At 50.4% G+C, this 21,016-nt stretch carries 22 protein-coding genes; 5 read left to right on the plus strand and 17 right to left on the minus strand.

Translation table 11 applies throughout. The features are described from left to right. Positions 1–113: 113 nt before the first annotated feature. The 3 genes from NP590_RS17670 to NP590_RS17680 all read left to right on the plus strand — a co-directional run bounded on the left by NP590_RS17670 (position 114) and on the right by NP590_RS17680 (position 2,210). Positions 114–674 carry a recombinase family protein gene (locus tag NP590_RS17670; RefSeq protein WP_256603977.1) on the plus strand — a complete coding sequence of 187 codons (561 nt, stop codon included), beginning with the start codon at positions 114–116 and terminating at the stop codon, positions 672–674. A gap of 82 nt (positions 675–756) precedes the next feature. Continuing rightward, a complete protein-coding gene (locus NP590_RS17675) occupies positions 757–1,242 on the plus strand; it encodes a hypothetical protein (RefSeq protein ID WP_256603978.1) in 486 nt (161 codons plus the stop codon). Then, complete coding sequence (locus tag NP590_RS17680; RefSeq protein WP_256603979.1) at positions 1,242–2,210, plus strand: AAA family ATPase; 969 nt, start codon at positions 1,242–1,244, stop codon at positions 2,208–2,210. Before NP590_RS17675 ends, NP590_RS17680 begins: the two co-directional genes overlap by 1 nt. Positions 2,211–2,500: 290 nt before the next feature. On the opposite strand, the gene NP590_RS17685 is transcribed toward NP590_RS17680, so the two are convergent. Genes NP590_RS17685 through NP590_RS17695 form a run of 3 tightly spaced genes read right to left on the minus strand, consistent with a single transcriptional unit; the run spans position 2,501 to position 4,286 of the window. After that, complete coding sequence (locus NP590_RS17685) at positions 2,501–2,983, minus strand: hypothetical protein (RefSeq protein WP_256603980.1); 483 nt, start codon at positions 2,981–2,983, stop codon at positions 2,501–2,503. A 3-nt stretch (positions 2,984–2,986) separates the two neighbouring features. After that, on the minus strand, positions 2,987–3,700 hold the full coding sequence (gene stbB / locus NP590_RS17690; RefSeq protein ID WP_256603982.1) for a StbB family protein: 714 nt from the start codon (positions 3,698–3,700) through the stop codon (positions 2,987–2,989). After that, complete coding sequence (locus tag NP590_RS17695) at positions 3,681–4,286, minus strand: hypothetical protein (protein WP_256603983.1); 606 nt, start codon at positions 4,284–4,286, stop codon at positions 3,681–3,683. The genes stbB and NP590_RS17695 overlap by 20 nt, the downstream gene beginning before the upstream one ends. 255 nt (positions 4,287–4,541) lie before the next feature. On the opposite strand from NP590_RS17695, the gene NP590_RS17700 reads away from it, so the two are divergent. Beyond that, positions 4,542–5,105 (plus strand): hypothetical protein, encoded by a 564-nt coding sequence (locus tag NP590_RS17700; RefSeq protein ID WP_256603985.1) that lies wholly within the window; start codon positions 4,542–4,544, stop codon positions 5,103–5,105. Beyond that, positions 5,098–6,279, plus strand: coding sequence for a relaxase/mobilization nuclease domain-containing protein (locus NP590_RS17705; RefSeq protein WP_256603986.1), 1,182 nt, complete (start codon positions 5,098–5,100; stop codon positions 6,277–6,279). Before NP590_RS17700 ends, NP590_RS17705 begins: the two co-directional genes overlap by 8 nt. A 297-nt stretch (positions 6,280–6,576) precedes the next feature. On the opposite strand, the gene NP590_RS17710 is transcribed toward NP590_RS17705, so the two are convergent. From NP590_RS17710 to NP590_RS17775, 14 genes are all read right to left on the minus strand, one after another. Further along, positions 6,577–7,086, minus strand: a complete 510-nt coding sequence (locus NP590_RS17710) for a thermonuclease family protein (protein WP_256603987.1) — start codon at positions 7,084–7,086, stop codon at positions 6,577–6,579. Beyond that, complete coding sequence (locus NP590_RS17715; protein WP_256603988.1) at positions 7,087–8,817, minus strand: AcrVA2 family anti-CRISPR protein; 1,731 nt, start codon at positions 8,815–8,817, stop codon at positions 7,087–7,089. It lies immediately after the preceding gene. Positions 8,818–8,831: 14 nt separating this feature from the next. Next, positions 8,832–9,698, minus strand: coding sequence for a 3'-5' exonuclease (locus tag NP590_RS17720; RefSeq protein ID WP_256603989.1), 867 nt, complete (start codon positions 9,696–9,698; stop codon positions 8,832–8,834). Positions 9,699–9,726: 28 nt separating this feature from the next. After that, positions 9,727–10,173, minus strand: coding sequence for a hypothetical protein (locus NP590_RS17725; RefSeq protein ID WP_256603991.1), 447 nt, complete (start codon positions 10,171–10,173; stop codon positions 9,727–9,729). An 88-nt stretch (positions 10,174–10,261) separates the two neighbouring features. Continuing rightward, complete coding sequence (locus NP590_RS17730; RefSeq protein WP_256603992.1) at positions 10,262–10,654, minus strand: glycine zipper family protein; 393 nt, start codon at positions 10,652–10,654, stop codon at positions 10,262–10,264. Between the two features lie 57 nt (positions 10,655–10,711). Next, on the minus strand, positions 10,712–11,644 hold the full coding sequence (locus tag NP590_RS17735; RefSeq protein WP_256603993.1) for a DUF6685 family protein: 933 nt from the start codon (positions 11,642–11,644) through the stop codon (positions 10,712–10,714). Further along, on the minus strand, positions 11,644–12,231 hold the full coding sequence (locus NP590_RS17740) for a transglycosylase SLT domain-containing protein (protein WP_256603994.1): 588 nt from the start codon (positions 12,229–12,231) through the stop codon (positions 11,644–11,646). The genes NP590_RS17735 and NP590_RS17740 overlap by 1 nt, the downstream gene beginning before the upstream one ends. After that, positions 12,228–12,770, minus strand: a complete 543-nt coding sequence (locus NP590_RS17745; RefSeq protein WP_256603995.1) for a hypothetical protein — start codon at positions 12,768–12,770, stop codon at positions 12,228–12,230. The genes NP590_RS17740 and NP590_RS17745 overlap by 4 nt, the downstream gene beginning before the upstream one ends. Next, entirely contained in the window at positions 12,767–15,016 is a 2,250-nt protein-coding gene (locus NP590_RS17750) for an LPD7 domain-containing protein (RefSeq protein WP_256603996.1), read from the minus strand. The genes NP590_RS17745 and NP590_RS17750 overlap by 4 nt, the downstream gene beginning before the upstream one ends. A 12-nt stretch (positions 15,017–15,028) precedes the next feature. After that, positions 15,029–16,891, minus strand: coding sequence for a type IV secretory system conjugative DNA transfer family protein (locus NP590_RS17755; protein WP_256603997.1), 1,863 nt, complete (start codon positions 16,889–16,891; stop codon positions 15,029–15,031). Then, a complete protein-coding gene (gene virB11 / locus NP590_RS17760) occupies positions 16,888–17,916 on the minus strand; it encodes a P-type DNA transfer ATPase VirB11 (protein ID WP_256603998.1) in 1,029 nt (342 codons plus the stop codon). The genes NP590_RS17755 and virB11 overlap by 4 nt, the downstream gene beginning before the upstream one ends. Positions 17,917–17,959: 43 nt before the next feature. Further along, the gene (gene virB10 / locus NP590_RS17765; RefSeq protein WP_256603999.1) at positions 17,960–19,198 is read right to left on the minus strand and encodes a type IV secretion system protein VirB10; all 1,239 of its coding nucleotides are present in this window, start codon (positions 19,196–19,198) and stop codon (positions 17,960–17,962) included. Continuing rightward, complete coding sequence (locus NP590_RS17770) at positions 19,191–20,021, minus strand: TrbG/VirB9 family P-type conjugative transfer protein (RefSeq protein ID WP_256604000.1); 831 nt, start codon at positions 20,019–20,021, stop codon at positions 19,191–19,193. The genes virB10 and NP590_RS17770 overlap by 8 nt, the downstream gene beginning before the upstream one ends. Continuing rightward, positions 20,018–20,734, minus strand: a complete 717-nt coding sequence (locus NP590_RS17775) for a VirB8 family type IV secretion system protein (protein ID WP_256604001.1) — start codon at positions 20,732–20,734, stop codon at positions 20,018–20,020. Before NP590_RS17775 ends, NP590_RS17770 begins: the two co-directional genes overlap by 4 nt. Positions 20,735–21,016 lie beyond the last annotated feature (282 nt).

Consider the following 21,016-nt stretch of genomic DNA (forward strand, 5'->3'; position numbering starts at 1 on the left):
ATCTAACTGCACACGCAAAATAGGCGCTATTTTGTGCATTTGTAGTTGAATTGCGGTAAATGCACAGCTTATAATTTGCACATATTCTATATGCACAAAACAACCAAAACAACATGACTTCATCGAAAATCGGCTATTGCCGAGTATCCACAACGGAGCAAAATATGGCTGCTCAGTTGGAATTACTTAACAAGGCGGATTGCCATGAGATTTTCAAGGAAAAAGTATCGGGAAGTAATGCTGATCGTCCCGAGTTAAAAAAATTACTCGCTTACATTCGAAAAGGCGATACCGTTACGGTGACAAAGTTGGATCGGTTAGCGCGATCAACCAAGGATTTGTTGAACATAGCCGAAGCGATAAAACAGAAAGGCGCTGACCTTGAAGTCCTCAATATTAATTTAGATACTAAATCTCCAACTGGGCAACTGATGCTCACCATGCTGGCCGCTATTGCTGAATTTGAAAGAGGCATTATGTTGGAACGCCAAAGGGAAGGCATCGAAATCGCTAAAGCGGATGGAAAATACAAAGGCCGTAGGCCAATTAACGAAGCCAAGCTACAACAAGTGCAAAAGCTGGTCGACAATGGCACAAGTGTCAGCAAAGCGGTTTCTGAAGTCGGTATCGGGCGGCGAACTTATTATAAGGCTATTGAAGAAGGCCGGATTTAACTCCAGTTTTGATTGGAGATCAGTACAGCAACTTACGGTTATGAACTGGAAACCGATGGCGAAACCGTAAGTTTCTGTTCAAATGCTCCCGCTAGTCCATAATGAACTCTATGTTGAGTTCAATGACGAGAAACAAGGGCCTTTCTATCCTGCAGAGGGGCCGATCCCGTTCGGAAAGTTTCGGAAACACAAAAAGAGCAGCGTTGAGCTTAAAGCGGATCGGATCGGGGAATTGGCAAAAACAATCAGCCTGCCACGTTCAGCATTGTCCGGCATTAACGGCAGCGACCAAGCTCTGTTGGCCCAAGCCAATATCGTTCAGATGGAAAAACCCAAATCGATGCCGTTCGATGACAGCCCATTCCTGCAATCTACCACGTTCAAAAACAAACTGGATGCCAAGACTGCCATTGCCGATTATCTCGGCAAACCCTTGTCCCGGTTGACCGACCTGCAAATAGTCGCCATCAATATGATCCTCGATGAGACATTGGACAAGAAGACAGTGATGGACAAAATTCGCGCGTATTTTACTTTAAGCTCGGCCGGGCATTCGGGAGGTGACTGATGTACGGTGAAATGATGCAATACTATGGCCTGGTTAAGGATTTGGATAAAGCCGATTACTTTGAGACCGAAGCCTTTAAAAGTGTTCTGCATAGCCTTGAAGCCGCCGTCATGTCAGGCGGCATCATTACCTTGACCGGCATCGTCGGCGTTGGCAAGACTCGGGTTATCCGGCATTTTCAGGATGGCTTAAAGAAAAACAACCAGGTGGTTGTCGCCAAATCGTTGGCGACCGATAAACGACGCGTCAATATCAACACCCTCTATACCGCACTATTTGCTGATCTACCCACCCCAAAAGATTTTAAGATCATTACCCAAACCGAAACCAGGGAGCGGAAACTCCAAGAACTGATCCGTAAAATCAATAAGCCGATCGCCTTCTTCATCGATGGAGCCCATGACCTCCATTGGCGCACGTTAATTAGCATAAAGCAGTTGATTGAAACTGTTGAGGACACCAAAGGCACTTTGACCGTTATCATGGTGGGCCATCCAAAGCTGGGCAACGACCTCAACAAGCCGACTATGGAAGAAATCGGCGCACGGGCGAAATTGTTTAGCTTGGATAGTTGGGGACAACAAAAAGAACGCTATATTGAATGGGTGTTGACACATTGCAGCAAACCTAAAACAGCCATCCATGACATCGTGACTCCCGATGCCATCAATCTTCTGGCGGAACGGCTGATCACGCCGTTGCAAATTTGCCATTACCTGACGCTCGCTTTTATCAAGGGAGCTACCACAGGCACAAAACCGGTCGATGTGGAGATTGTCGAAACCATATTATCGCCCGACTTAAACACGTTGGAACCCAAGCTGGCCCGGCATGGGTATAACACCACGGCTTTGTGCGAACATCTGAATGCCAGGCGGGGCGAAATCAAGGCGTATTTCAACGGACAATTGCCAGCGGCACGGGCTGAGGATTTTAATAAGGAAATCCATAAGCTGGGGATTTTATAAAGCTCGCGCCTTCAATTTATGGTTTATGGGCGTAGGATAGAATCAAATAAAGCGAGAAATCCAACTCGATAAAATCATTTAATGCGAGAAAGAAAACCGCCCTGTGCAATTAATGTGAGAAAAAATGATTTTATAGAGTCAGTTAATTTGAGATGAAAATCCCGGATAAGTGCAAGAAAAACCGGTTATGAAATCAAGAAACTACAACTAGAGGGTGATCGCTCCGCCGTTGTCTGCCGTAGATGACACCGAATGGTGCTGCATCGCAATGGCGCGACGGGGCGAGCTGGTTAACTCACCAATTTAAGAAGTACTAACGTTATTACACTGGTCATTATTGCAGTGCCCAGGCTAATCGCTGCCGTTCCTGTATATCTCCCAATCCCTGTTGGTCGTTTCACGGCGTTTATCTCCGATATCGCCTTTTTAAACGCGGCTATTTCATCACTCACGGCCTCGCGTACTAACCCGCGTACAATCTCCCGCTGTTCATCAACCGTTGCCGATACCGTGGCCGTCGTCACTGTTTTTAGGTACGCCATCAACTCTTTTTTCGAGCGCATGTTTGCCGCCATCACGGCTTGATTGTAGCTTTCGCCGGCCTCTTCGAGCCGGCGGATCGTTAATTCTAACCGCTCCACGGCCGCTGTAATCGTGGCGGCCGCAGAATCGGATTTATCAAGTAAAACGTCAATGTCCCCTAATACCTGCGCGGCCAGGGCGTCGCGCATGGTTCTTGGGGTTTTCTCGGGTGTTTTTTTCGTGGCGGCCATGGCTTAAAACAACGCCTTGAACACTTGATCGAGGTTTTTTTGTGCCGTGACTGCAATCATTTTCAGCAGGGCCATTTTAACCAAGCGTTCCGCTTCCTCTGTTTTGCCCTCGGCCTTTGCGGCCTTCGCCAGTTCCCGGTAATCGTTCTTGTCATTCACCATATCCACTAATGGTACGCCCAGGTCTTTGCACTGATCAAAGGCCTCGTTGTTGTAGATCACGCATTTATCGTTAATGACAAACGATTTATCGACGGTGGCGAGACCGAACAACGATCCAAATTCATCGTGAATATCGTCGTCTACCTCGACCTTGTTCATGACCACCCGGATTTTTTGTTTTGGGATACCCATTGCAGACAACGCTTTAATGGTGCGGATCGTGTCGATGGTCTGTTTTTTCTCTTTGACGGTCGGCACCACGTAGAAGTCGAATTGTTTATGTGAATCGTGATACTGCGACATCATGTTGGTAAAGTCCTCTACGTTGGACGCACCGACATCAATAATTGCATCATCGAGTAAAAATATTTCCTCTTGGAGTTCGCGGTACTTTTTGCCTTTGTACGTTTCCACGTCCACGCCATCGGTCGCCGCGTCGTCGTTCAAAGTCTCCACGCTGAACAATCCAGCGCCGGGCATGTGTGGCTTAAGCAGATGCGCCGCCACGGTTGATTTTCCGACGTTGCCGGAGAAGTTAATCACTACCAGTTTCATGTGGTTTTTTCCTCTTTGGTTTTTGGCTTTTGCCGATTTTGGCCAGCTTCTCTAGGTCAACTGATGACTGCATGATGTCCCGTAAGTCGCTGGGTTTAAAAAAGGATGAATCACTTGTTTGACCATCCTCGTGTTGCTCTTCATTGACGGACGGATTCGCCTCTGTCCGATCCTTTTCCGGTCGCACTGGTGTTGGTGCCGGCGTTGTCACTGTCTGGCGTGGTTTGCTTAGCTTCGAGGACTCGCCGGGTTGTTCCGGGTGACGTTTCACGTAGGCGGCAACAGTTTGGAATGCCACCGTGACACCCTTCGTGGCCAGGTACTCTTGCACTTGCACCCAGGAATAGCCCAACCGACGAAGGCGATAGATGTCCGCCAAATACGGAGCCAGGCGCGACCGTGACGTAGACGCCGGTTTATGCAGCTTCACGAATTCGTCCAGTTCCATCAAGTCCCCAATAAACGCACCGCTGGTGCTTAGTTCAGTCGGATGGAAACGCAAAACCGATAAAACCGACGACGCACTGCTAGTGCGACTTTTTTCTTTTATTCGCATAAAGCGGCGAATAAAACGATTCGGTTCCACCTTGCCATACCGATATTTCAGTCATTTTTCTACACTCTACACTAATTATCCACAGGTTTTCAATACTATCGCCATAATTTCACTATAACCGCATGCTGTTTCTCGCAACTTTCAGCAAACTTTCAGCAAAACCAGCCCGTGCAACGGCAAAGGCACGTAAAAAACAAAACAAAAAGAGGGCAGGATAGACTAGCGTCGGCATTTGTGGTAACATATTCCCATGTTGAACAGTTTTTTTATTGGTGAGGTGTCGGAATGACAGGTAAAACAGAGGTCATCCGTTTTCGGATTCATGAAGACCTAAAGGCGGCCTTGTTTGCGCTTGCTGAGAAACGCCGTATCGATGTCTCTAAGCTGATCATCGGTGAGATAACCCGATTGCTTAGGGAAGATGAAGACGGAGCGCCAGCGCCGCCTAGCTCGCCGTTACATGCACAATCTGAGACTGTCCATGAACTGACCGGGCAATTATGTTTCCGGCCGCTTCCGGGCGATGAGCTTTACGTTAAACAATATGGCGAGGGTCGTCAACTAACGCCTGGTATAATCTTGAAATTAGTCTTGCGTGGCTGGATAAACAAAAACGCACCTATGCCGCGTGATGAACTGTTGGCCCTTGGTGTCACGTCAAACCATTTGGCCGCGATTGGCCGCAACCTAAACCAGTTTGCGAAACTGGCGCATTCTGGCCGCTGGCCTGACTCACACGAATTGATTGATTTACTCGAAGAGACCGCTCAACTAACCAATCGGGCTAGTGAAGAGATCGATGCGGTTGTTCGCGCTAACCTTTTGAGTTGGGAGAACGAAGATGGCTAAAAAAAGAACGGTTCGTATTGCACGAGATAAAGACGCTCAAGGTTTAAATATTGGCAGTCGTGGCCGTAAAGGGCCGCAAGCGCCGCGTGCCGGCCGTCCATTATTTGATCCGTCGTCACGTGCATCCATGGACGCCTTAAGGCGGACGTTGGATCGCGTGCCGGAGGTTATGGTAAAGGTCACTGGCGGCGGTCGAGATAGCGGCACGGCAGAGGCTCACATCGATTACATTGATCGTCACGGCGAACTGGATGTACTAACCGATGATGGCGACACTCTAAAAGGTCGGGATGTTTCGGGCTTTTTGGTCAAGGATTGGAAGTTGGATACCGTGATCAATCAACGTCACAGGGAGGCACCGGAAGCCGGCGAGAAAGACAAACGCGCGAAACTGGTACATAACATCGTATTATCAATGCCGCACGGCGCACCACCACAAAAGGTTTTAGACGCGGCCCAGTTCTTCGCCCGCGAAAACTTCGCCTTTAGCCATCGTTACGCGATGGTGTTACATGATCCGGCGACCGATCCAAAGCACGAAAAGACCGAATCCGGTAAAAACCCGCATGTTCATTTAGTCGTTAAGGCGGTAAGCGAAACCGGCGAACGTCTTTATATCCGAAAAAATACGCTGCAAGAATGGCGAGAACAGTTCGCCCAGGCGCTACGCGACCGAGGCGTTGAGGCGAATGCGACGCCGGCCGCTATCCGAGGCAAGGGCCGCAGTAGCACTAAAGGCGCTATGCACCAACATCAAGAGCGGATCGAGAAATGGCAACGTGATCCAGAGGCTAACAAAAAACCGATTGAATCATCCTATCTACAAAGCCAGGTCGAGACTGCACTAAATGAGGTTGTAAACGGTGTTGCGCCGGATATGTCTGGTAAAAAAACGCTCGAAAGCACACGAACTAATGTGGTTGCCGATTGGTACGCGACGGCGCACGCTCTTCGTGCCGCCGGTATGGACAACGACGCCATAGCGGTTGAGGCTTTCATTGAGAAGTTGCCGAAGGTTAAAACCGATTACGAGGTGCTTAGAGACCGCGTAGCGAAAGACAAGAATCGTTTGCAAGTGGCTATAGGCCAAACACCGAAAGCGACCGGCGTAGAGCAAATGCCGGCTGTTGATAAGCAGTCGCAAGATGTCGATCATTTAGCGCCTAGTCGCTAATTGAACGGATACGATAAGATCAGTTTGATTGGTGACAATTCGCCGGCCAGGTCGAGCTGGCCATGTCACCAAACTGGATTGGTGACAGGCACCGGCCGGATCGAGACCAGCGCCGGGCGAACCGTGTCACCATACGATTACCCAATTGGTGTCAGATCCCCGCGTCCGGATTCGCTTGTTTGTCACCATGCGCGTATGGTGACGCCGGCGCGCGATCGAGGCCTTCATTCTGTCACCATTCATTTGCTAGACCGCTGCGCTTTATGGTGTATCAAACGCTCACTGGTTATTTCCTCCTTATTTCCGCTTGCGCCACTCCCATGGAGGCGTTCGCTCGCTTTCAGGTAGCGCCCAAAGCCCTTTTTTGTCCTCTCTTGCTTGCGCCTCTAGTTCGTAAAGGCTACTGTCTTTAGCATATTTGCGGTACACCCACGCAGACCCGCTTCGGACAAGCTCGGCGTTCACGTCCAGCGAGCCGGCATATACACGGGCAACCGACCGGCCATAACGGTCGGTGGTTTGCACGTCCGCTGTAATCGTTTTGGAAAACACCAATCCGGCTAACGCTTGTTTAGCTTTCTGTCCATACGGTTGGTGGGATTCCGGCGTATCGATTTCGGCAAGCCTGATTTTGACCTGTCGGTTACCGCTAACCAACAAGATCACAGTATCGCCATCAATGATTTTTACGACCTTCCCCGAAAGGTTCTCGGCCAAAACGGCATTTGTCCATAAGATAAGCAGACATAGAGCGACGAACCATATTTTCTTGACAAAGGCTTCTTTTAATATTTTTCCACTAACCATTTACTTGGATACTAAATATATATGTCCGTTTTCCAGGTCATCATTGGCGTTATTAGGTGCAACTAGCACGGGCATTAACCAAATCAACTTGCGAAGGGCGCGACCTTCACCATACGGTTGGTTTCGCCAATGACCACGCCGCCAATGGCTTGCTGGATGACTTCCTGTTGACGCCCCTATTAACTTGCGTTGTTCATCGATCTTTTTTCCGCAGATATGTACTTGCACATATCCCATTGATGTTAATTTCGACTTCGCTCTCGCTGACTCTTTACCATTTCCGGCTTCTGCCTTCGCCTTTAATTTGACAGGTGTTTCATCGGGCCAGACGGTTTCAATATCGTCTGGGTACGCGGTCACATAGCAAAGCGCATTTACCACTAATTTAAGCGTTTCGTGGTAAATCGGATGGCGTTTTGTAAGTTGTTCTATCCGTTGCTTGGCCATTGCCGGCGAAACGTCCACAATGTTTAGCGAGTCCGGCATTGACTCGCCCATCTTGCCGAATTCGTCCGACACCTTTTGTGTAATATCGCCACCGTCGCCGGTGGCTTTCTGAGCAAGCGTTGTTTTGTTATCGTTAAACACTTGATCAATGGCGGTCGCTAAGGTTTTTTCGCGGAATTCGCCGACAAAATCCTGTGTGTAGTGTGGCTCCGGGATCACAAACCAAAGGCGTGATTTTTGCCTATCTGACGGAATGGCTGTGATTGTAAAACGTATATCCCCGGCGGTTCCTCTTGTTTCAACGTATGCCCCATCGACAAACCAGCCCTCCTCTAACTCCAAGTGCTTTTGCATGCCAAAGTATAGGTATTGGGCTGAGAATGGTGTTTTCAACAAGTTAAGCGGGATTTCGTCAACATCCGTTTTTGCCAGCATTTCGATCAATGATGGTGGAAACTTCATAATCTGGCGGCCCGCTTGGACAAACCGACCGTATGCAGTCGATAACACCTCTAATGACTCTATGACGTGCGTCGGACTGGGTGAATCTAAGGTTAGGCGACGTGGATAATTCAGTACCTTGTTATTCGTTTCTTCACAAGCGTGCTGCATCAATTTGTTTAATAGTGGAACGGTTAAAAAGCCGGTATTAGGATCGACTTGCTGGCGATAGATTTTGCCTATCGGTTCTGCGCATGCGTGGAACGCCTTAAATCTCTCTGGATGTAAAATGTAGAGTGGCGGGTCTGGCTGTTCTTTTGGTTTTGGTTCGCAAACATATTTAACCTCATCGCCGACTTCATCAAAGAATTCTGCTATTCGAACGTACTCCATTACGGGATCGGACACATCGATGGTTACGGAATCCCACAATACGCGACCGATTTGTGGGCGCTCGTCGATCCATCCAATACGTGCCGTTACTTCGGAGTGATGATTGATAAACTCCAAAAAATAACCCAGCATCCGTGCATTTGCATTGCAGAATTCCTTTAACTCCAGATATGAGTCGAATATCGCCTCGGACACTATCATTACCGTATGTTCATTGTCCCAGGTATTCGATGTTTCGGCTTCTTCCAATTTATCTGGTTGTACCTCGTTATTTTCCAGTACATCCACCCAAGCGCCTATAAGGCGATTAAAAGAATCCGCAAAGTCTTGAACCATTCGCGGTTTCGTTTCGATGCTTTTAGTAAATGCTCTTACCTCATCGGAGTAACCATTTTTTATAAGTGATGCAATAAAGTTATCGAATGGTATTTGCGTTGTTTTTGTTGTCATGTCTTATTTGTTTTTTACGCCTGTGTCGTAGCCTCTAGCTCTTCGAGCTGCCGGCATAGTTCGCTATAACTATTTCCAATTGCGTTAACCAAATCGACAGTGGCCAATGTATCGGCAATGGCGGTGTGTGCGTTCCCAGTCCATTCGACGCCCGCCTCCAGTGTGGCATTATCCAGGGAAATTGTACCGTATCTATTAGTGGCTCCAAACGCATCGGTCGCCAGGTACATTGCGCAACGTGTGTCTATTTCGTCCCACCACTCCGTGGACAAATTGAATGCGTCACAGGTTTGCTGAATGATCCGACTGTCATAGTCGGCATTGAATATCACCACCATTCGGCCCGTGACGACCTGTTTGAACTGATCGATGACATCCGGCCAGGTTGGTGAATCGGCAAGCATCGCTTCGGTGTAGCCGTGGATATTGATAGCGCCCGGATCAATCGGAACGGTTGGTTTGACGGTCGTATGAAATAACACATTGCGGAACTGGTCGGCCGCTGCCACTTCAACGATTTGAGCGGTTGGGCCTAGCCCCGTTGTTTCAAGGTCGATGAAGCACAGGTCTGTACCGAGCCAGGCCATTGCTTCGGCCCCTGCTCGCGCAAGGCGGCCTCGTTTCTTTGATTTGATCGCTTGAATCGCCCTTGCCTTTAGTTGCTTAGGGGTTGGTTCTTTTTGAGCGGTTTCCCTGATTGGTACACAGTCCGCCACCCGATAAAGTGGGCTTCGTCCGCCGTAGCCGTTTTTAACGATTTTGACGGGTGCGGCGTCCGGTTTTGGTTTAAGCCGTAATTCATCAAGAAGCCGACTTTTTGAGTAAATTTTGTCGGCGGCAATCGCGGTGGCTCTAAGCGTTTCTAGGTCGTCGTTTTGCATGTCGGGGCGACTGTATCGGCAGTAGTCGTTAATTGAGTCGTGCCCGGCCGCTCGCCTTGATTTCTTCGATAGTCATTGGTTGGTCGCCTCTAAACCCTCGCCATCTATCATCGTCGGTGTCTCGTAACACGACTAGGCATTGATTTTCGTCTTTTAGTCCGTCAGTCGCGTTATCTACCATCCAATCAATGCAATGACGCGTGTGTTCCTCGATGCCGTCATGATATTCTGACAAATAGTCGCGAATGCCATCCCCTAATAAAATTGAACGACCGGCTACTAACGCCACTAACACCGTATCTGCGTGAATGATGGCTATTAAAATTGCGTCAGCGTCGGTTTGCCGACCGGCGCTTATTGCTTCTTTTGCATACTCTTGTAGAGGTGGAAGGCTTGCTGACAATTCCGCAAAGCTTCCCGCTCCGGCCCCCGTTAATTGCTCCCGAATGGATCGGCGAATCTTTTTTACCTTCATGCATTAAATCCTTTGTCGTTCTGATCACTAAAAAAGGCTTAGCGTACTATTTTTTCCGTATTCTGTAGCTAAAGCTTGTTCCCCGGCATTAGTTAATGACGTTATGCCCGCGATTCCGCATGCAGTTTTGATATGCATATTTAAAATTTTGCCCGGTTTCCAGGGCTTGTTTTGTAGCGCCGCCAAGACCACCCACAGCCGCACCAATAGCCGCACCTTTTCCTGCGTTTCCCATGGCAGCGCCAAGAGCGGCACCACCACCTGCCCCCACTACTCCCCCAACTCCAGCCCCAATTGCGGTCTCTTGTACAGTGTTACCCGAGGCTTGATACGCAAGGTGTTTGCAGTCTTCAAAGTCTTGATCGAGTCTGTAGGCGTTCATGTCATTACGAACGTCAATGGTTGGCTTATAAACGCTACAGGCTTCCATGGTTAAAAGAGCGGTTACGATTAAAAGGCGTTTGGCTTTGTCATTTCTCATTTCTTGTTTCCTTGTTGTTTATGGGTTCTGTTTTTCGCGGGCGCGAAAATGCCGCGATCAATGTTCGCGCGGGACAATCAATGTCTGTAAGAATGCCCCCAGGTCGAATGCACCGGCTGCCCTTAAGTAGCCGGCGACAGTTCTTGAGCGGGTTTCGTCTTTCGGTAAGAAGATGGCGCGGCAGTTATCGTATGGCTGCGGTAATTGTCGCCATAGGTAGGTGGCACTAAATGCCTTCATGGCATGAAGAAATTCATTTTGTTCTTTGGCGCGGTCGTCTATCACTACAATCTCGAAACGCTCCCTTAGCGCCTCTACGCTACGCGGATTGATTGAATAGGATTTGAGCTTGCCATTCAGGCGTACTTTACGGCCTAATTTGCCGGCGATATAACGCGCGGCTGCGAAGTGATGGGAACCGCCGTGATTGCGTAGGAAGATGCGGTTATCCCATGAATAGCGGCTAAAGCAATCAGCCGTTGTATCGGTGTGCAGTTCATGACCGATTCGTATTTCGTTATGCGCCAAGGTACTTAAAAGATTTCGCTCGGTGATTTCTTCGATCAAGCTTGGGTATCTTGTTTGTATGAATTGATCAAGATTGGTGAATTGATTTAGGTTGGATTTTGAACTCGATAGCCCGGCTATGTCCTGTATTTCGCATTCCCAGTTTGGTGTCGCCTCATATTGGCCGAAGTGGTCGAATTCAGGCATAACCTGTTCAAAACTGGAGTATGTCCCTTGGCTATATCGCCAACCGAGCATCACGTTATGTTTTGCATACTTCGTGAAGCTATACCGCATTTCGCCCCATTCATGCCACCTTACAATATCGCCCTCATTGATCGTTTTAGGTCGCTCTTCAAGCTTGGGAAGGAAATCGGGGTAACTATCTATCGCGCTAAGTAGTTTGACCGGACTATAGCCGAGGTCTTCCTGTATCAAATTCACGCCGGTTTTAAGCCATTTCGTTATGTTGTTAATTGACATTAGTTCACCCAGGCGGCATAGATGTAATTGGGATAAGCGTCGCTGCTACGACTGCCGTTGTACCGTGCTAATGCCCGAGTGATATTGCCGTTTTCCTTGTCCAAATAGCTGCGCAAGATTGCGCACCCGAGCCGGAGGTTTGTTCTCACATTGAACAGATCGGCGGACTCTGTACCGACTATATCGGCCCAAAACGGCATCACTTGCATGAAGCCCCGCGCACCGGTCGATGAAATCGCGTATTTGCGGAAATTGCTTTCCCCGCGAATCACCGAAATGACTAACGACGGTTCCAGGCCTGCCCGTTTTGCCTCGTAATAAATGGTGTGCAACAGCTCCCGGCGTAAGCGCTCATTGCTCATACGTTGCGCTAAGGGCTTATTTTTTGCCATTTCCTTTATGAGTGCTTGCTCGGTTTGATCAACCCAATGCTGTTCGTCATCGTTGATTGTTCTGTCATGTTGTACGGTGTCGGCTTTTGTCGAATCTATCGAGGCGACTTGTAAACGTATTACCGCTTCTGAATTCGGTGCCGCTTGCACCGAATGGGCTAAAACTAAGGCGATAGCGCCATAAAGCATTTTCATTGGCGTGGTTCCATGGCTGGGGTAATGGTTATTTCCTGATTGACGATTGTTGTTTCTGGCTGTTCACACTGGTTGTGATGATGGATAAGCAATGTTTCGCTAATGATGCGATACCGTTTGGCGTCCTTCGCAATTACAAGGCGATAGCGGTTGTCCCAGTAACAACGTCCGAGCGCGTACCGATGAGCGTTGATTTCTAAGGCTTCGCCGCTTATCGGTTTAATCTTGATGTCGTGTAGCTGCATCGGTTCTGCCGACGGTTGGCCGTTGTACCAAGTTTCGCGGAGCAATTGCTTCCATTTGCGCCCGTTCAACTCTAACGTTCGAACTTCCCGATCCAGAGTAACTACGGTGACGTTAATTTCTGCCTCATCGGCATACAGCGGCAGCAGGTTAATGTTTTTGGTGTTGTTGAGTTCCAGGTAACCCGCCAGGAAGATTCGCGCATCCTCGACCGTTTGTTGATCTAGGGTTGCCGCATTGGGGGCGTGCCACCAGAGCAACACCCCCACGCATGCCATTTTGGCCCAGGTTTTCATCTAACCATTTCCTGTTGCACAGGTTCTTTTGTGACCACTGGCGGTTTTTGATCATTCAGTACGTTGTTCGCGTCAATGGTGGCTTGCCGCCCCTGTTCTCGTACTTCCGGCGCAGTGATTTTTTTACCCTTTTCCAATGCGGAGGCAAGGCCTTCGCGGATTAGGTACACCAGAGCCTCTTTTTCATCTTCCGACTTGATAACGCCGGATTGATGAGCTTGTTCGGCGATCTTCTCGCCGAGTTTGGCGGCGGTAATCGCTTCGGCGACTTGCGGCATTTGCCGAATGACATTGCCTTCGATTTCCCGGCCCGTGCGAAGCGCTTGGGCCTGCTCTTCGAGCGCCGTTTGATAATCTTCGCGTTCGACCCGCCAGGTGTTCTTTTTAACCGGCTTTTTGCCTTCCACCTCGTTACCGTCAGCGTCGCGTTCCTTTGTACCGATGTTCACCTCTTGCTGGCCGACCGACTCCATGATGATTTTGTCGCCGACTTCCGGCTTTGACTGAGATTCTTTAAAGGCCCGTTTGAAGTCAGCGCCCCATTTAGTGACTTCCTTCCCATCCACCTCTAATTTGACGAAATAGGATTTGCCTTGATTCGGATCGTGTTTATAGTGATCCGCGCCGTGATCCAACAATGTTCCGACAATCATGCCGTCGCGGTCTCTTGATGCCGGCGCGGCGACTTGCTGTTTTGCTTCGAGCGCGGCCTTGGCTTTTTCCAGTTCGGCCACTTCCAATGGAGTCGGTTGATACCCGACCACTTCCAGGCCTTTGAGCGATGCTTCCCGCCAAGCCTGTTGCTTGAAATTATCGCTGCCGGATATTTTGATGGTTTGCCAGTTCCGATCTTCGGCGATAGCGATTGCATCCTTAATCACGGTGGCGTTTTCGGTCTCGACTTTCAAATGCTTGCCGCCGTCCTCGAACGCCAGAGATTTATCCTGAAAATAGTATTGATTTTTCACGCGCAAATAACGACTTGCCAGCCTTTCCGGTATTGCGTGGTTACCGTCGGTGCCCACTTGTGCCTGTTCGTTTTCTGCGGCGGTTACCTGAGCCGCTTGTTCGGTCTTGGGTGCGGTTTTCTCTTGAGCCTTATCGTAAAACTCAATGATATTTTCTACTTGCTTGGGGTCTTTAGTGGCCGGCTTGTTTTCTTGGCTCACGGCCTGTTCGGTTAGAAAAACCGGCGTCTTCATGCCGTCCGGGGCGTTCTTTTGCCATAGTTTTATGGCTTTGGCTGAATCGTAGACCGCGAAACGTTCCAGATCGTCGGCAATCCGGTTTTCCAATTGCTTCGGCGGTTCTTGTCCTTGGGTCGCTTCGGTTTTGAGGGTGCGAAGATGTTTGCGAACCGCTTTTTCCAGTGCCTCGTAGTAACCGGCCTGAAATTCTTTATCGATAGGCATTACATCCGGCAGGGTTTTGAAAAAGCGGGTCTGGCCATCCTCATATTGGCCGTGAATCTCGGTTGAGGCGATGATTCGGCCGCGATTTCCTTCCGCGTGTACCACGCTCGGGCGTGGCGATTTTTCCGGGTCTGCGGTGTAATAAGCGGCCCCGGCTTTTTGGGCGTCGGTAAACTCGCGCTCACGGTTACCAGTGCGTAGGGTAAACACATGCGCCGCCTCTTGTGCCTTAGCCTGTTCGCCCGCCTGTTCGTTTGCCGATTGTTCGCGCGGTGTGCCGCGTTCCAGGTGATAGATGCGATCCGCGACTTCTGAAATTTTGGGCGGGTTCCTAATGTACCCCGTGAAAGCAGCCTCAAGGCCGGCTTTATAATCCGGGTGTTCTTGGGTATTTTTTACAATGGCGGCCGCCGCGATCTTTTGTTGTTCCACGTCTTGAATGCGGAGGAATGCCGAGGCGTCTACCAGCGCCAGTTTCCGGTCTATATCGTGGTCGCCTGTCTGGCCTACTTTTGCCCTTGCTTGTGCGCGGCTCAAAATATCGGCCACGCTTTGTTTGTCAATTTCGGCCTGCATGTCCTCGATCTTTTGGCCGTCGGCGCGTACCCAGTTATCGCCGGTTTTTGTAATCCGGGATTCCCGGCCATCGGCGCTATAGCCTTTGACTTCGCTAATTCCGAACTCGTCGGCCTTGGCGATCATTTCCGCTGAGGTGTAGACGCGATATTGCGCATGACTGTTCGGATCGATTACGCCATAGCGATATTGAGTTTCGGCCAGGTCTGCTTTAACGCGGGTTTCCAATTCATCGCCCGGTTGTCTTTCTGTTGCCATCGTGTTCTCCTTTTAGTCTTCAATCACAAGGTTTAGGTAACGCTGAGCGGCTGCCTTGATTTCGTCGGCGCTCATGGGTTGGTCTGTGGGTTGCAGGATGTAATCGGTATCGATTGCAAAGTCGTTTAGTGACAGTTCATCGAAATTTTCCAGTTCCTCTATCGTCACCGGCCGGTATGTTGGTTCGTCGTCTACATCCATTTGGGTGTAAATGTTCTCGTAGGTCTGCATGACGGGCGCGATCCGTCGTACCTTCGGTGCCGGCAGCAAGCGTTTTTTGAAATGGCGGTCGGTGTAGTAAATGATTTTTTCCGCCAGGATTGGGCGGATGCCTTCGTAGATGATGATTTCTCGATCCGGGCCGATTTCTTTAACCTCCTGCGGCAATAACAACATCCGGCGCTGGTCGCTCTCCGTCGTGGTCTGGCCTTTTGTGCCCCACATAGGCCGCGACCGGCTTTCGCCTTTCATTGTTGTGGAACCTAAATCGTTCGAGATTTCTTGCGCGTCGGGAAAGTCTTTCGGGGCGAAAACGATTCGACCGGCCAGGGTTTTCATAATCGTGTCGGCACCGTCGCGGCCGTACACGGCTCGCAGTTGCGACGGGGTTTGAATGACCAATAGCACGCGAACGTTGTAACCAGGCAAAAAGCCACTGGCGGTTTCGATAATGGGGATACGGCCCAGGGCGGTAAACTCGTCCAGTAACAACAGCAGTTGATGTTTCAATTGCGGGTTGTGTTCGGGCAGTTCGCGGGTCTGCAAGCCAATCGCTTGCTGAAAAAACAGACTCAATACCGGGCGAATCCTGTCCAGGTCGTCCGGTTTGACGCCAACATAAATCGACATAGGCCGCTTACGCAAATTGCGTAAATCCATGTCATTCTCGGACGTGGCCGCGTCCAGTAATGGATTCAGCCATAGCGAGAGTTTCGATGTCAGCTCTTTACGGATGCCGCCCGCTGTTTGCGGCGGTAGATCGATAACCTCATAGATCGACGACACGCATTGCCAGGAAAGCGGGTTGTTGCCCTCTCTTCGGCGGGCGAGAACGCCTTTCCAATGTTCGACAAAGCCCTCGCCGGTTGTGCCGCCGGACATGCCTAGCCGTAACACTTCGCCAATCGTGCGCTTGGTATATGCCGTCTCAAATAGGTAAAGAGCCAATCCTAAGAACAACGTTCTGGCGCTTAACACCCAAAATGAGTCCTTATTGCCGTCTACGGTGTAGAGCATTTCCGCTATCCGTTGAATATCGTTAATGCGGGTGTGTGGATCGGCTGACACATAAAAAAACGGGTTCCAGCGGGCTGTCTGTCCCTCTTCGGATAGTGGATCGAATAGATACACCTCTTGGCCGTGTTGATGCCGAAAACCGGCTGTGACTTCCCAGTTCTCTTTTTTGATGTCAACGACGATCACCGATCCGGGAAAATTCAACAGATTCGGTACTACTACACCCACCCCTTTACCCGCGCGAGGCGGGGCGGCCAGAATTGCCCCTTGCTGGCCAGGTATCGACAAGTATTTCTCACCGAGTTTGCCAATAATTATGCCGTCGCCGTCTAACAAGCCACGCTCCCGGATTTCCCGGCGGCTGGCAAAGCGTGCGTCGCCATGCAATGCCCGCCGCCGTGGCAGGAGTGGTAGGGCGATACCACCGCCGACCAACAGAAACCCGGCTATCGTGCTACCAATCAGGTTGCGGTGTACAGTCGGTTTTTGGCCGTAATGTTGGTGATATTGAAGGATGGTTATCGGCGTCGCTTGATACGGGTTTAAGTGGCTGACTACCAGAAAAAAATAGCCGGACACATAAAGTCCGGCTGCGAGCGCCAATAACAACCCAGCGAGGATTTTTGCTATTTTCTTCATAGGCCGTGTTTGCGTTTCAGATCGGGTCTGTACCAGACCTCTTTGATATATCGAATTTGGCCATCGGCCGCGAACTGTAGAACGATGTCAATGGTTTGATACAGCAACGATTTGATTTCTTCCGACTGCAAGGCTTGCCCTGCCGGGCTTTGTCTGAGCAATAACACCATTTGCGCGAGAGCCAATTGTGCGGTGTGGCCGTGAATACTGGTAATCGAGCCAGGGTGAGAAGCAACGGCCCGCAGGTATTCAAAGGCTTCGTCGCTTCGCAACTCCGCCAGGAACAAGCGATCCGGCTTCATCCGCAAACAGGCCTCAAGTAGCATTTTGGCGTTAACGTTTGAAATGCCCTGCCCGCCTTTGGAATAAAACAGGCGAACATGATCCGGTTGGTTCACTAATATCAACTCTTTGGCGTCCTCAATCGTGATGATGCGCTCGTCGGCTGGGATTTCGAGGATTAAGGCCTTGTTTGCCGTGGTTTTCCCGCTACCTGTTACCCCGGATAATAGAAAATTCTTTTTGGCCTTTATGCCTAGCTTGATGAATTCACCATAACGGCGCTGTTCCTTAAGTTCGAGCAATTCCTTTTCCACGTCGTCCAGTTCGTCGCCCGACTCTTTGCATTGCGCAAAGAGTCCTTTGTCGGCCAACTCGTCGAGTGTCCACACGGTTTTAGACGGCCGGCGGATCGTAATGGATACGTGATCACTGGCCGGTGGCAGTACGAATTGAATCCGCTCACCAGTCGGTAAATCAGCCGATAACAGGGGCGTCGTTTCGTCGGCTCCTTGTGAGGTTTTGTTCGCAACCAGATTGGCCATGTTTCGGCACCAACCATGCGACGCAAACGCCAGTTTTTCACAGGTTTTGCCGCTGTATCGTTGCACCCAGGCTTCATGCGGTTTATTGATGCAGACCTCAGTCACGGCGTCATCATCCAAGATGCAACGTAAAGGGGTTAGGTAATGATGCAATGCGCTCAGGTATTCCACATTGTCGCGGCGGTGTTGTGCTGATTCCATGTGTTTCCTCTCGGTGTTGGATTTTCGCGGGCGCGAAAATTGATTACTGATACTGGCGATATTTGGCTTCCGCTTCGTCATAGATGTACTGGTATTTATCAGCCAGTGCATAAACCGAACGAAAGTCCACATCACGCGCGAACAGAATTTGCACGCGCTCCCCTTGCGGTACGCGAATAGTGGGCGGAATGTTGACGGTGTTTCTCAATACTTCCGTCATGACTTGGTTGGGTTGTTGTGTGTTGTAATTAAGTGTCGTTCCGCCGCTGTTGCCAGCGCCGCTCGCGTAGTTCGTGCCTGCCTGAATCACGCCATTGATGACTGATATTAGGATTGCCGCACCGAAGCGATCCCAAAAATGGTTGTCAACCTCGCCCGTAATCCCGCTACGTCCGAGCGAGTCCGTTGCCGGTGACGCCAGTTGTGCCACTACGCCGGCTTCGGTTCTTGCGTCCGTCCACAACACAAACACGCGACTTTGCCCTTGTTGTACGTTGGTGCGCGTCTCGCCGGTAATCGACGTGCCGCGTTTTAACAGAGGCACTTTGCCGTCAGCACCGAAAATATCGTGTGACAATACGCAGGTCACCATGCCGGGCAGTTGGGAATCAATGGCGGTTTCTAGCGTGCAGTCGCCTTTGCGGCCTTTTGGGATAACGAACGTTAATGACGGCAACATTTCGGCCCGTGCCATGGCGGTAGTTGTCGGCTGTAGCGCTTTTGCAAGATCGGTATTCTGCCCGGCGATGGAGTCCAAACTGGCATGACGTTGGTTAGGATCGGCGCTTGGTTGCTCGGCCCCTGCCATGTTGTTATTTGGTTTCACATAAACAGGGGTTGTCAGTCGGCGCATTTGCGCGACTTCTTCCGGCGTCGGTTCTTTTGGCCCGTTATTGACGTTGGCTTGCGATCCTGGAGCTGGCCCAAACAGGTTGCCAGCGTCTACTGATTCAACGGGGGGCGGTGGCGGTGGCGTTTTTACTTGTGGAAACGGCACTGCACCGAGTTTTGGCAGGCTGCCGGTGGATTGCGTCAGTTGCTCTTGTTCCTGTTTGCGTTTTTCGTCCTCGGCGTTTTTCTTGGCATACATATTGGTGTAATACCAGGTCAAAAAGCCGCCTCCCAATAGCAGTATTAAAGCGACCGCAAACACATTATTCATTTTCGACTGTAACGACTGGCCGCGCGTCACGCTCGGTATTTGGCGTTCGCCCGGTACGTGGTCGTGGTTGTCTACATGGTCGTCATAGTGCATATCTATTTCATGATTGTTTTCACTCATTGCCGGCTGCCTCGTTTTCGGTTTTGTGTGTTTTTATAACTACGTCGTCCTTTACTGTGCCCGACGTCAAGCGCGATCCACCGCCGGAAAATTGCCGGTTTTCGATGCAGCCTACTAATTCACCACGGCGCAAAATAAAACGGTGTGCGATTTGGTGTACCACCACCTCGTCGGTGTCTGGTTCAACGTGAAAATTGATCAACGATTCTGATTGATCCGCGTTTTCGGCGAAGATGGCCGGATACTCGGCATGCGATCCAAACTTGATATGTGTTTGAATGCCATCGTCGTAGGCTTCAACCGGCTTCATCGATGGAGCGCCGCAATACCAATAGTCTTTGTTCACCTTGTAGGCCGGCGCATGCAACTTGTCGTGCAACTTCGCTTTAGCGAAGTCGTCCAGCCGCTTTTCTTCCTCATCGGCGGGGTAGCGGAAGGTAATCGAATAGATCATGGCTTTTTTGTTGTGCGGTGGCTCTTTCCGTACTTCGTAATCGAAGTGATAGACCCGGCGGTTGGTTTTCACGTCGAAATTGGTTCGCACCAATTCGGCTTTGGGTTTGAGCCATGTATCGCTACCGTCGGCCGTTATATCCAAGCCGCCGGTATCACCAGCGCCGACGCCGACAAACTTCTCGCCCGGAGCCATGCGTAAATGCGTTTGATAACCCACATAGCCAATCAAACGGATTACATCGTCCCGGTCATAAACCACCTCACGTACACGCGGGTCTGTCATGCCCGGCATGGGGTTGATTTCCGCGACCGAAGCGGTGGCCCACACCATCAGGCCAATAGCACTTAAACGTCCTAATGTTTTCATGGCTGACCTCCTATTGCGCGTTGCTCGGCGATAACTTCCGGCTCTTTGTGGTAGCTGGTGATCCGCAGGCCTAATTGATTCAGGCTGCGTTCTTTGTCGTTGGTGGAGGGTTCGCCGTAAGCGTATTTGACGGTCGATAGCCAATGCGTGACGACGGGTGCGCCATTGCCGCCTTTGCGTGTTTCCGTGGTGAAACGGATTTGTGCGGTATCGCGTGCGCCGCTGTCGGGTTCCAGGAAAGTGATGCCCTTGACGTGGACGGTTACGGTCGTGCCGTCCTTGTATTTCACAAGCGGCGATTCCGGGTTGCCTTCCATCCATTCCCGTGCCCATTCGTCGTTGAGTTTGGAGTTATTAAATGCGCCGACGTACTCGTAATCGGTTTCCGCAATCGCGTAAAAATAACGTTCCCGTGCGGTTTGGTAGTGGGTTAGAAGGTTGCGCGTGACAAGCTCGTTTAGCTCGGCTTGGCCGTTGTAGATCGGCACAACATCGACAATTCCCGTGGAGTTATCCACGCGAACGACATAGGGTTGCGTGGTTTTCAAAGGGGTCAATCCCTTGATGGCCCATGCCAGGCTTCCGGTCGCGATGACCAGGCCCACAATGACCACTTTTTGAAATTTGATTTGTTTGAGCGCGTCCCTGAGTTTGTCGGCTTCCCAGGAACTCGCCTCGGCCAGATAGTTTTCCAGTTCCGGGTCGCGTTTCATGGTTGCACCGTTTCCGTTGCATTTGCGTTGATGGGCGTGAAATCCTCGGTGCAGCGGGCCGGCGGCGTAGTTGCGCAGCCTGTCATGATTACGGTTGATAAAATGGCCATAACAAGCCAGGTAGAATTGCTGAGTTTCATAGTCGCAGGAGGTTTTGGTAGTTAGGGTGCCTTGAATGTTATAGGCTCATTGAGCCTATGTCAAGAATAATGTTACTTTTCTTCCGATAGATTTTCGGTGGTTCGTTTGAGTGCGGTTAACGCCCATTTGGGGCATTTCCTG

Source organism: Methylomonas subterranea (assembly GCF_024505185.1).
GTDB classification, from domain to species: Bacteria; Pseudomonadota; Gammaproteobacteria; order Methylococcales; family Methylomonadaceae; genus Methylomonas; species Methylomonas subterranea.

Bases quoted from the DNA above. Each gene is read 5' to 3' on its own strand.
- NP590_RS17670 (WP_256603977.1), top strand. From the start codon at position 114: ATGACTTCATCGAAAATCGGCTATTGCCGAGTATCCACAACGGAGCAA.
- NP590_RS17675 (WP_256603978.1), top strand. From the start codon at position 757: ATGCTCCCGCTAGTCCATAATGAACTCTATGTTGAGTTCAATGACGAG.
- NP590_RS17680 (WP_256603979.1), top strand. From the start codon at position 1,242: ATGTACGGTGAAATGATGCAATACTATGGCCTGGTTAAGGATTTGGAT.
- NP590_RS17685 (WP_256603980.1), bottom strand. From the start codon at position 2,983: ATGGCCGCCACGAAAAAAACACCCGAGAAAACCCCAAGAACCATGCGC.
- stbB (WP_256603982.1), bottom strand. From the start codon at position 3,700: ATGAAACTGGTAGTGATTAACTTCTCCGGCAACGTCGGAAAATCAACC.
- NP590_RS17700 (WP_256603985.1), top strand. From the start codon at position 4,542: ATGACAGGTAAAACAGAGGTCATCCGTTTTCGGATTCATGAAGACCTA.
- NP590_RS17705 (WP_256603986.1), top strand. From the start codon at position 5,098: ATGGCTAAAAAAAGAACGGTTCGTATTGCACGAGATAAAGACGCTCAA.
- NP590_RS17710 (WP_256603987.1), bottom strand. From the start codon at position 7,086: ATGGTTAGTGGAAAAATATTAAAAGAAGCCTTTGTCAAGAAAATATGG.
- NP590_RS17715 (WP_256603988.1), bottom strand. From the start codon at position 8,817: ATGACAACAAAAACAACGCAAATACCATTCGATAACTTTATTGCATCA.
- NP590_RS17720 (WP_256603989.1), bottom strand. From the start codon at position 9,698: ATGCAAAACGACGACCTAGAAACGCTTAGAGCCACCGCGATTGCCGCC.
- NP590_RS17725 (WP_256603991.1), bottom strand. From the start codon at position 10,173: ATGAAGGTAAAAAAGATTCGCCGATCCATTCGGGAGCAATTAACGGGG.
- NP590_RS17730 (WP_256603992.1), bottom strand. From the start codon at position 10,654: ATGAGAAATGACAAAGCCAAACGCCTTTTAATCGTAACCGCTCTTTTA.
- NP590_RS17735 (WP_256603993.1), bottom strand. From the start codon at position 11,644: ATGTCAATTAACAACATAACGAAATGGCTTAAAACCGGCGTGAATTTG.
- NP590_RS17740 (WP_256603994.1), bottom strand. From the start codon at position 12,231: ATGAAAATGCTTTATGGCGCTATCGCCTTAGTTTTAGCCCATTCGGTG.
- NP590_RS17745 (WP_256603995.1), bottom strand. From the start codon at position 12,770: ATGAAAACCTGGGCCAAAATGGCATGCGTGGGGGTGTTGCTCTGGTGG.
- NP590_RS17750 (WP_256603996.1), bottom strand. From the start codon at position 15,016: ATGGCAACAGAAAGACAACCGGGCGATGAATTGGAAACCCGCGTTAAA.
- NP590_RS17755 (WP_256603997.1), bottom strand. From the start codon at position 16,891: ATGAAGAAAATAGCAAAAATCCTCGCTGGGTTGTTATTGGCGCTCGCA.
- virB11 (WP_256603998.1), bottom strand. From the start codon at position 17,916: ATGGAATCAGCACAACACCGCCGCGACAATGTGGAATACCTGAGCGCA.
- virB10 (WP_256603999.1), bottom strand. From the start codon at position 19,198: ATGAGTGAAAACAATCATGAAATAGATATGCACTATGACGACCATGTA.
- NP590_RS17770 (WP_256604000.1), bottom strand. From the start codon at position 20,021: ATGAAAACATTAGGACGTTTAAGTGCTATTGGCCTGATGGTGTGGGCC.
- NP590_RS17775 (WP_256604001.1), bottom strand. From the start codon at position 20,734: ATGAAACGCGACCCGGAACTGGAAAACTATCTGGCCGAGGCGAGTTCC.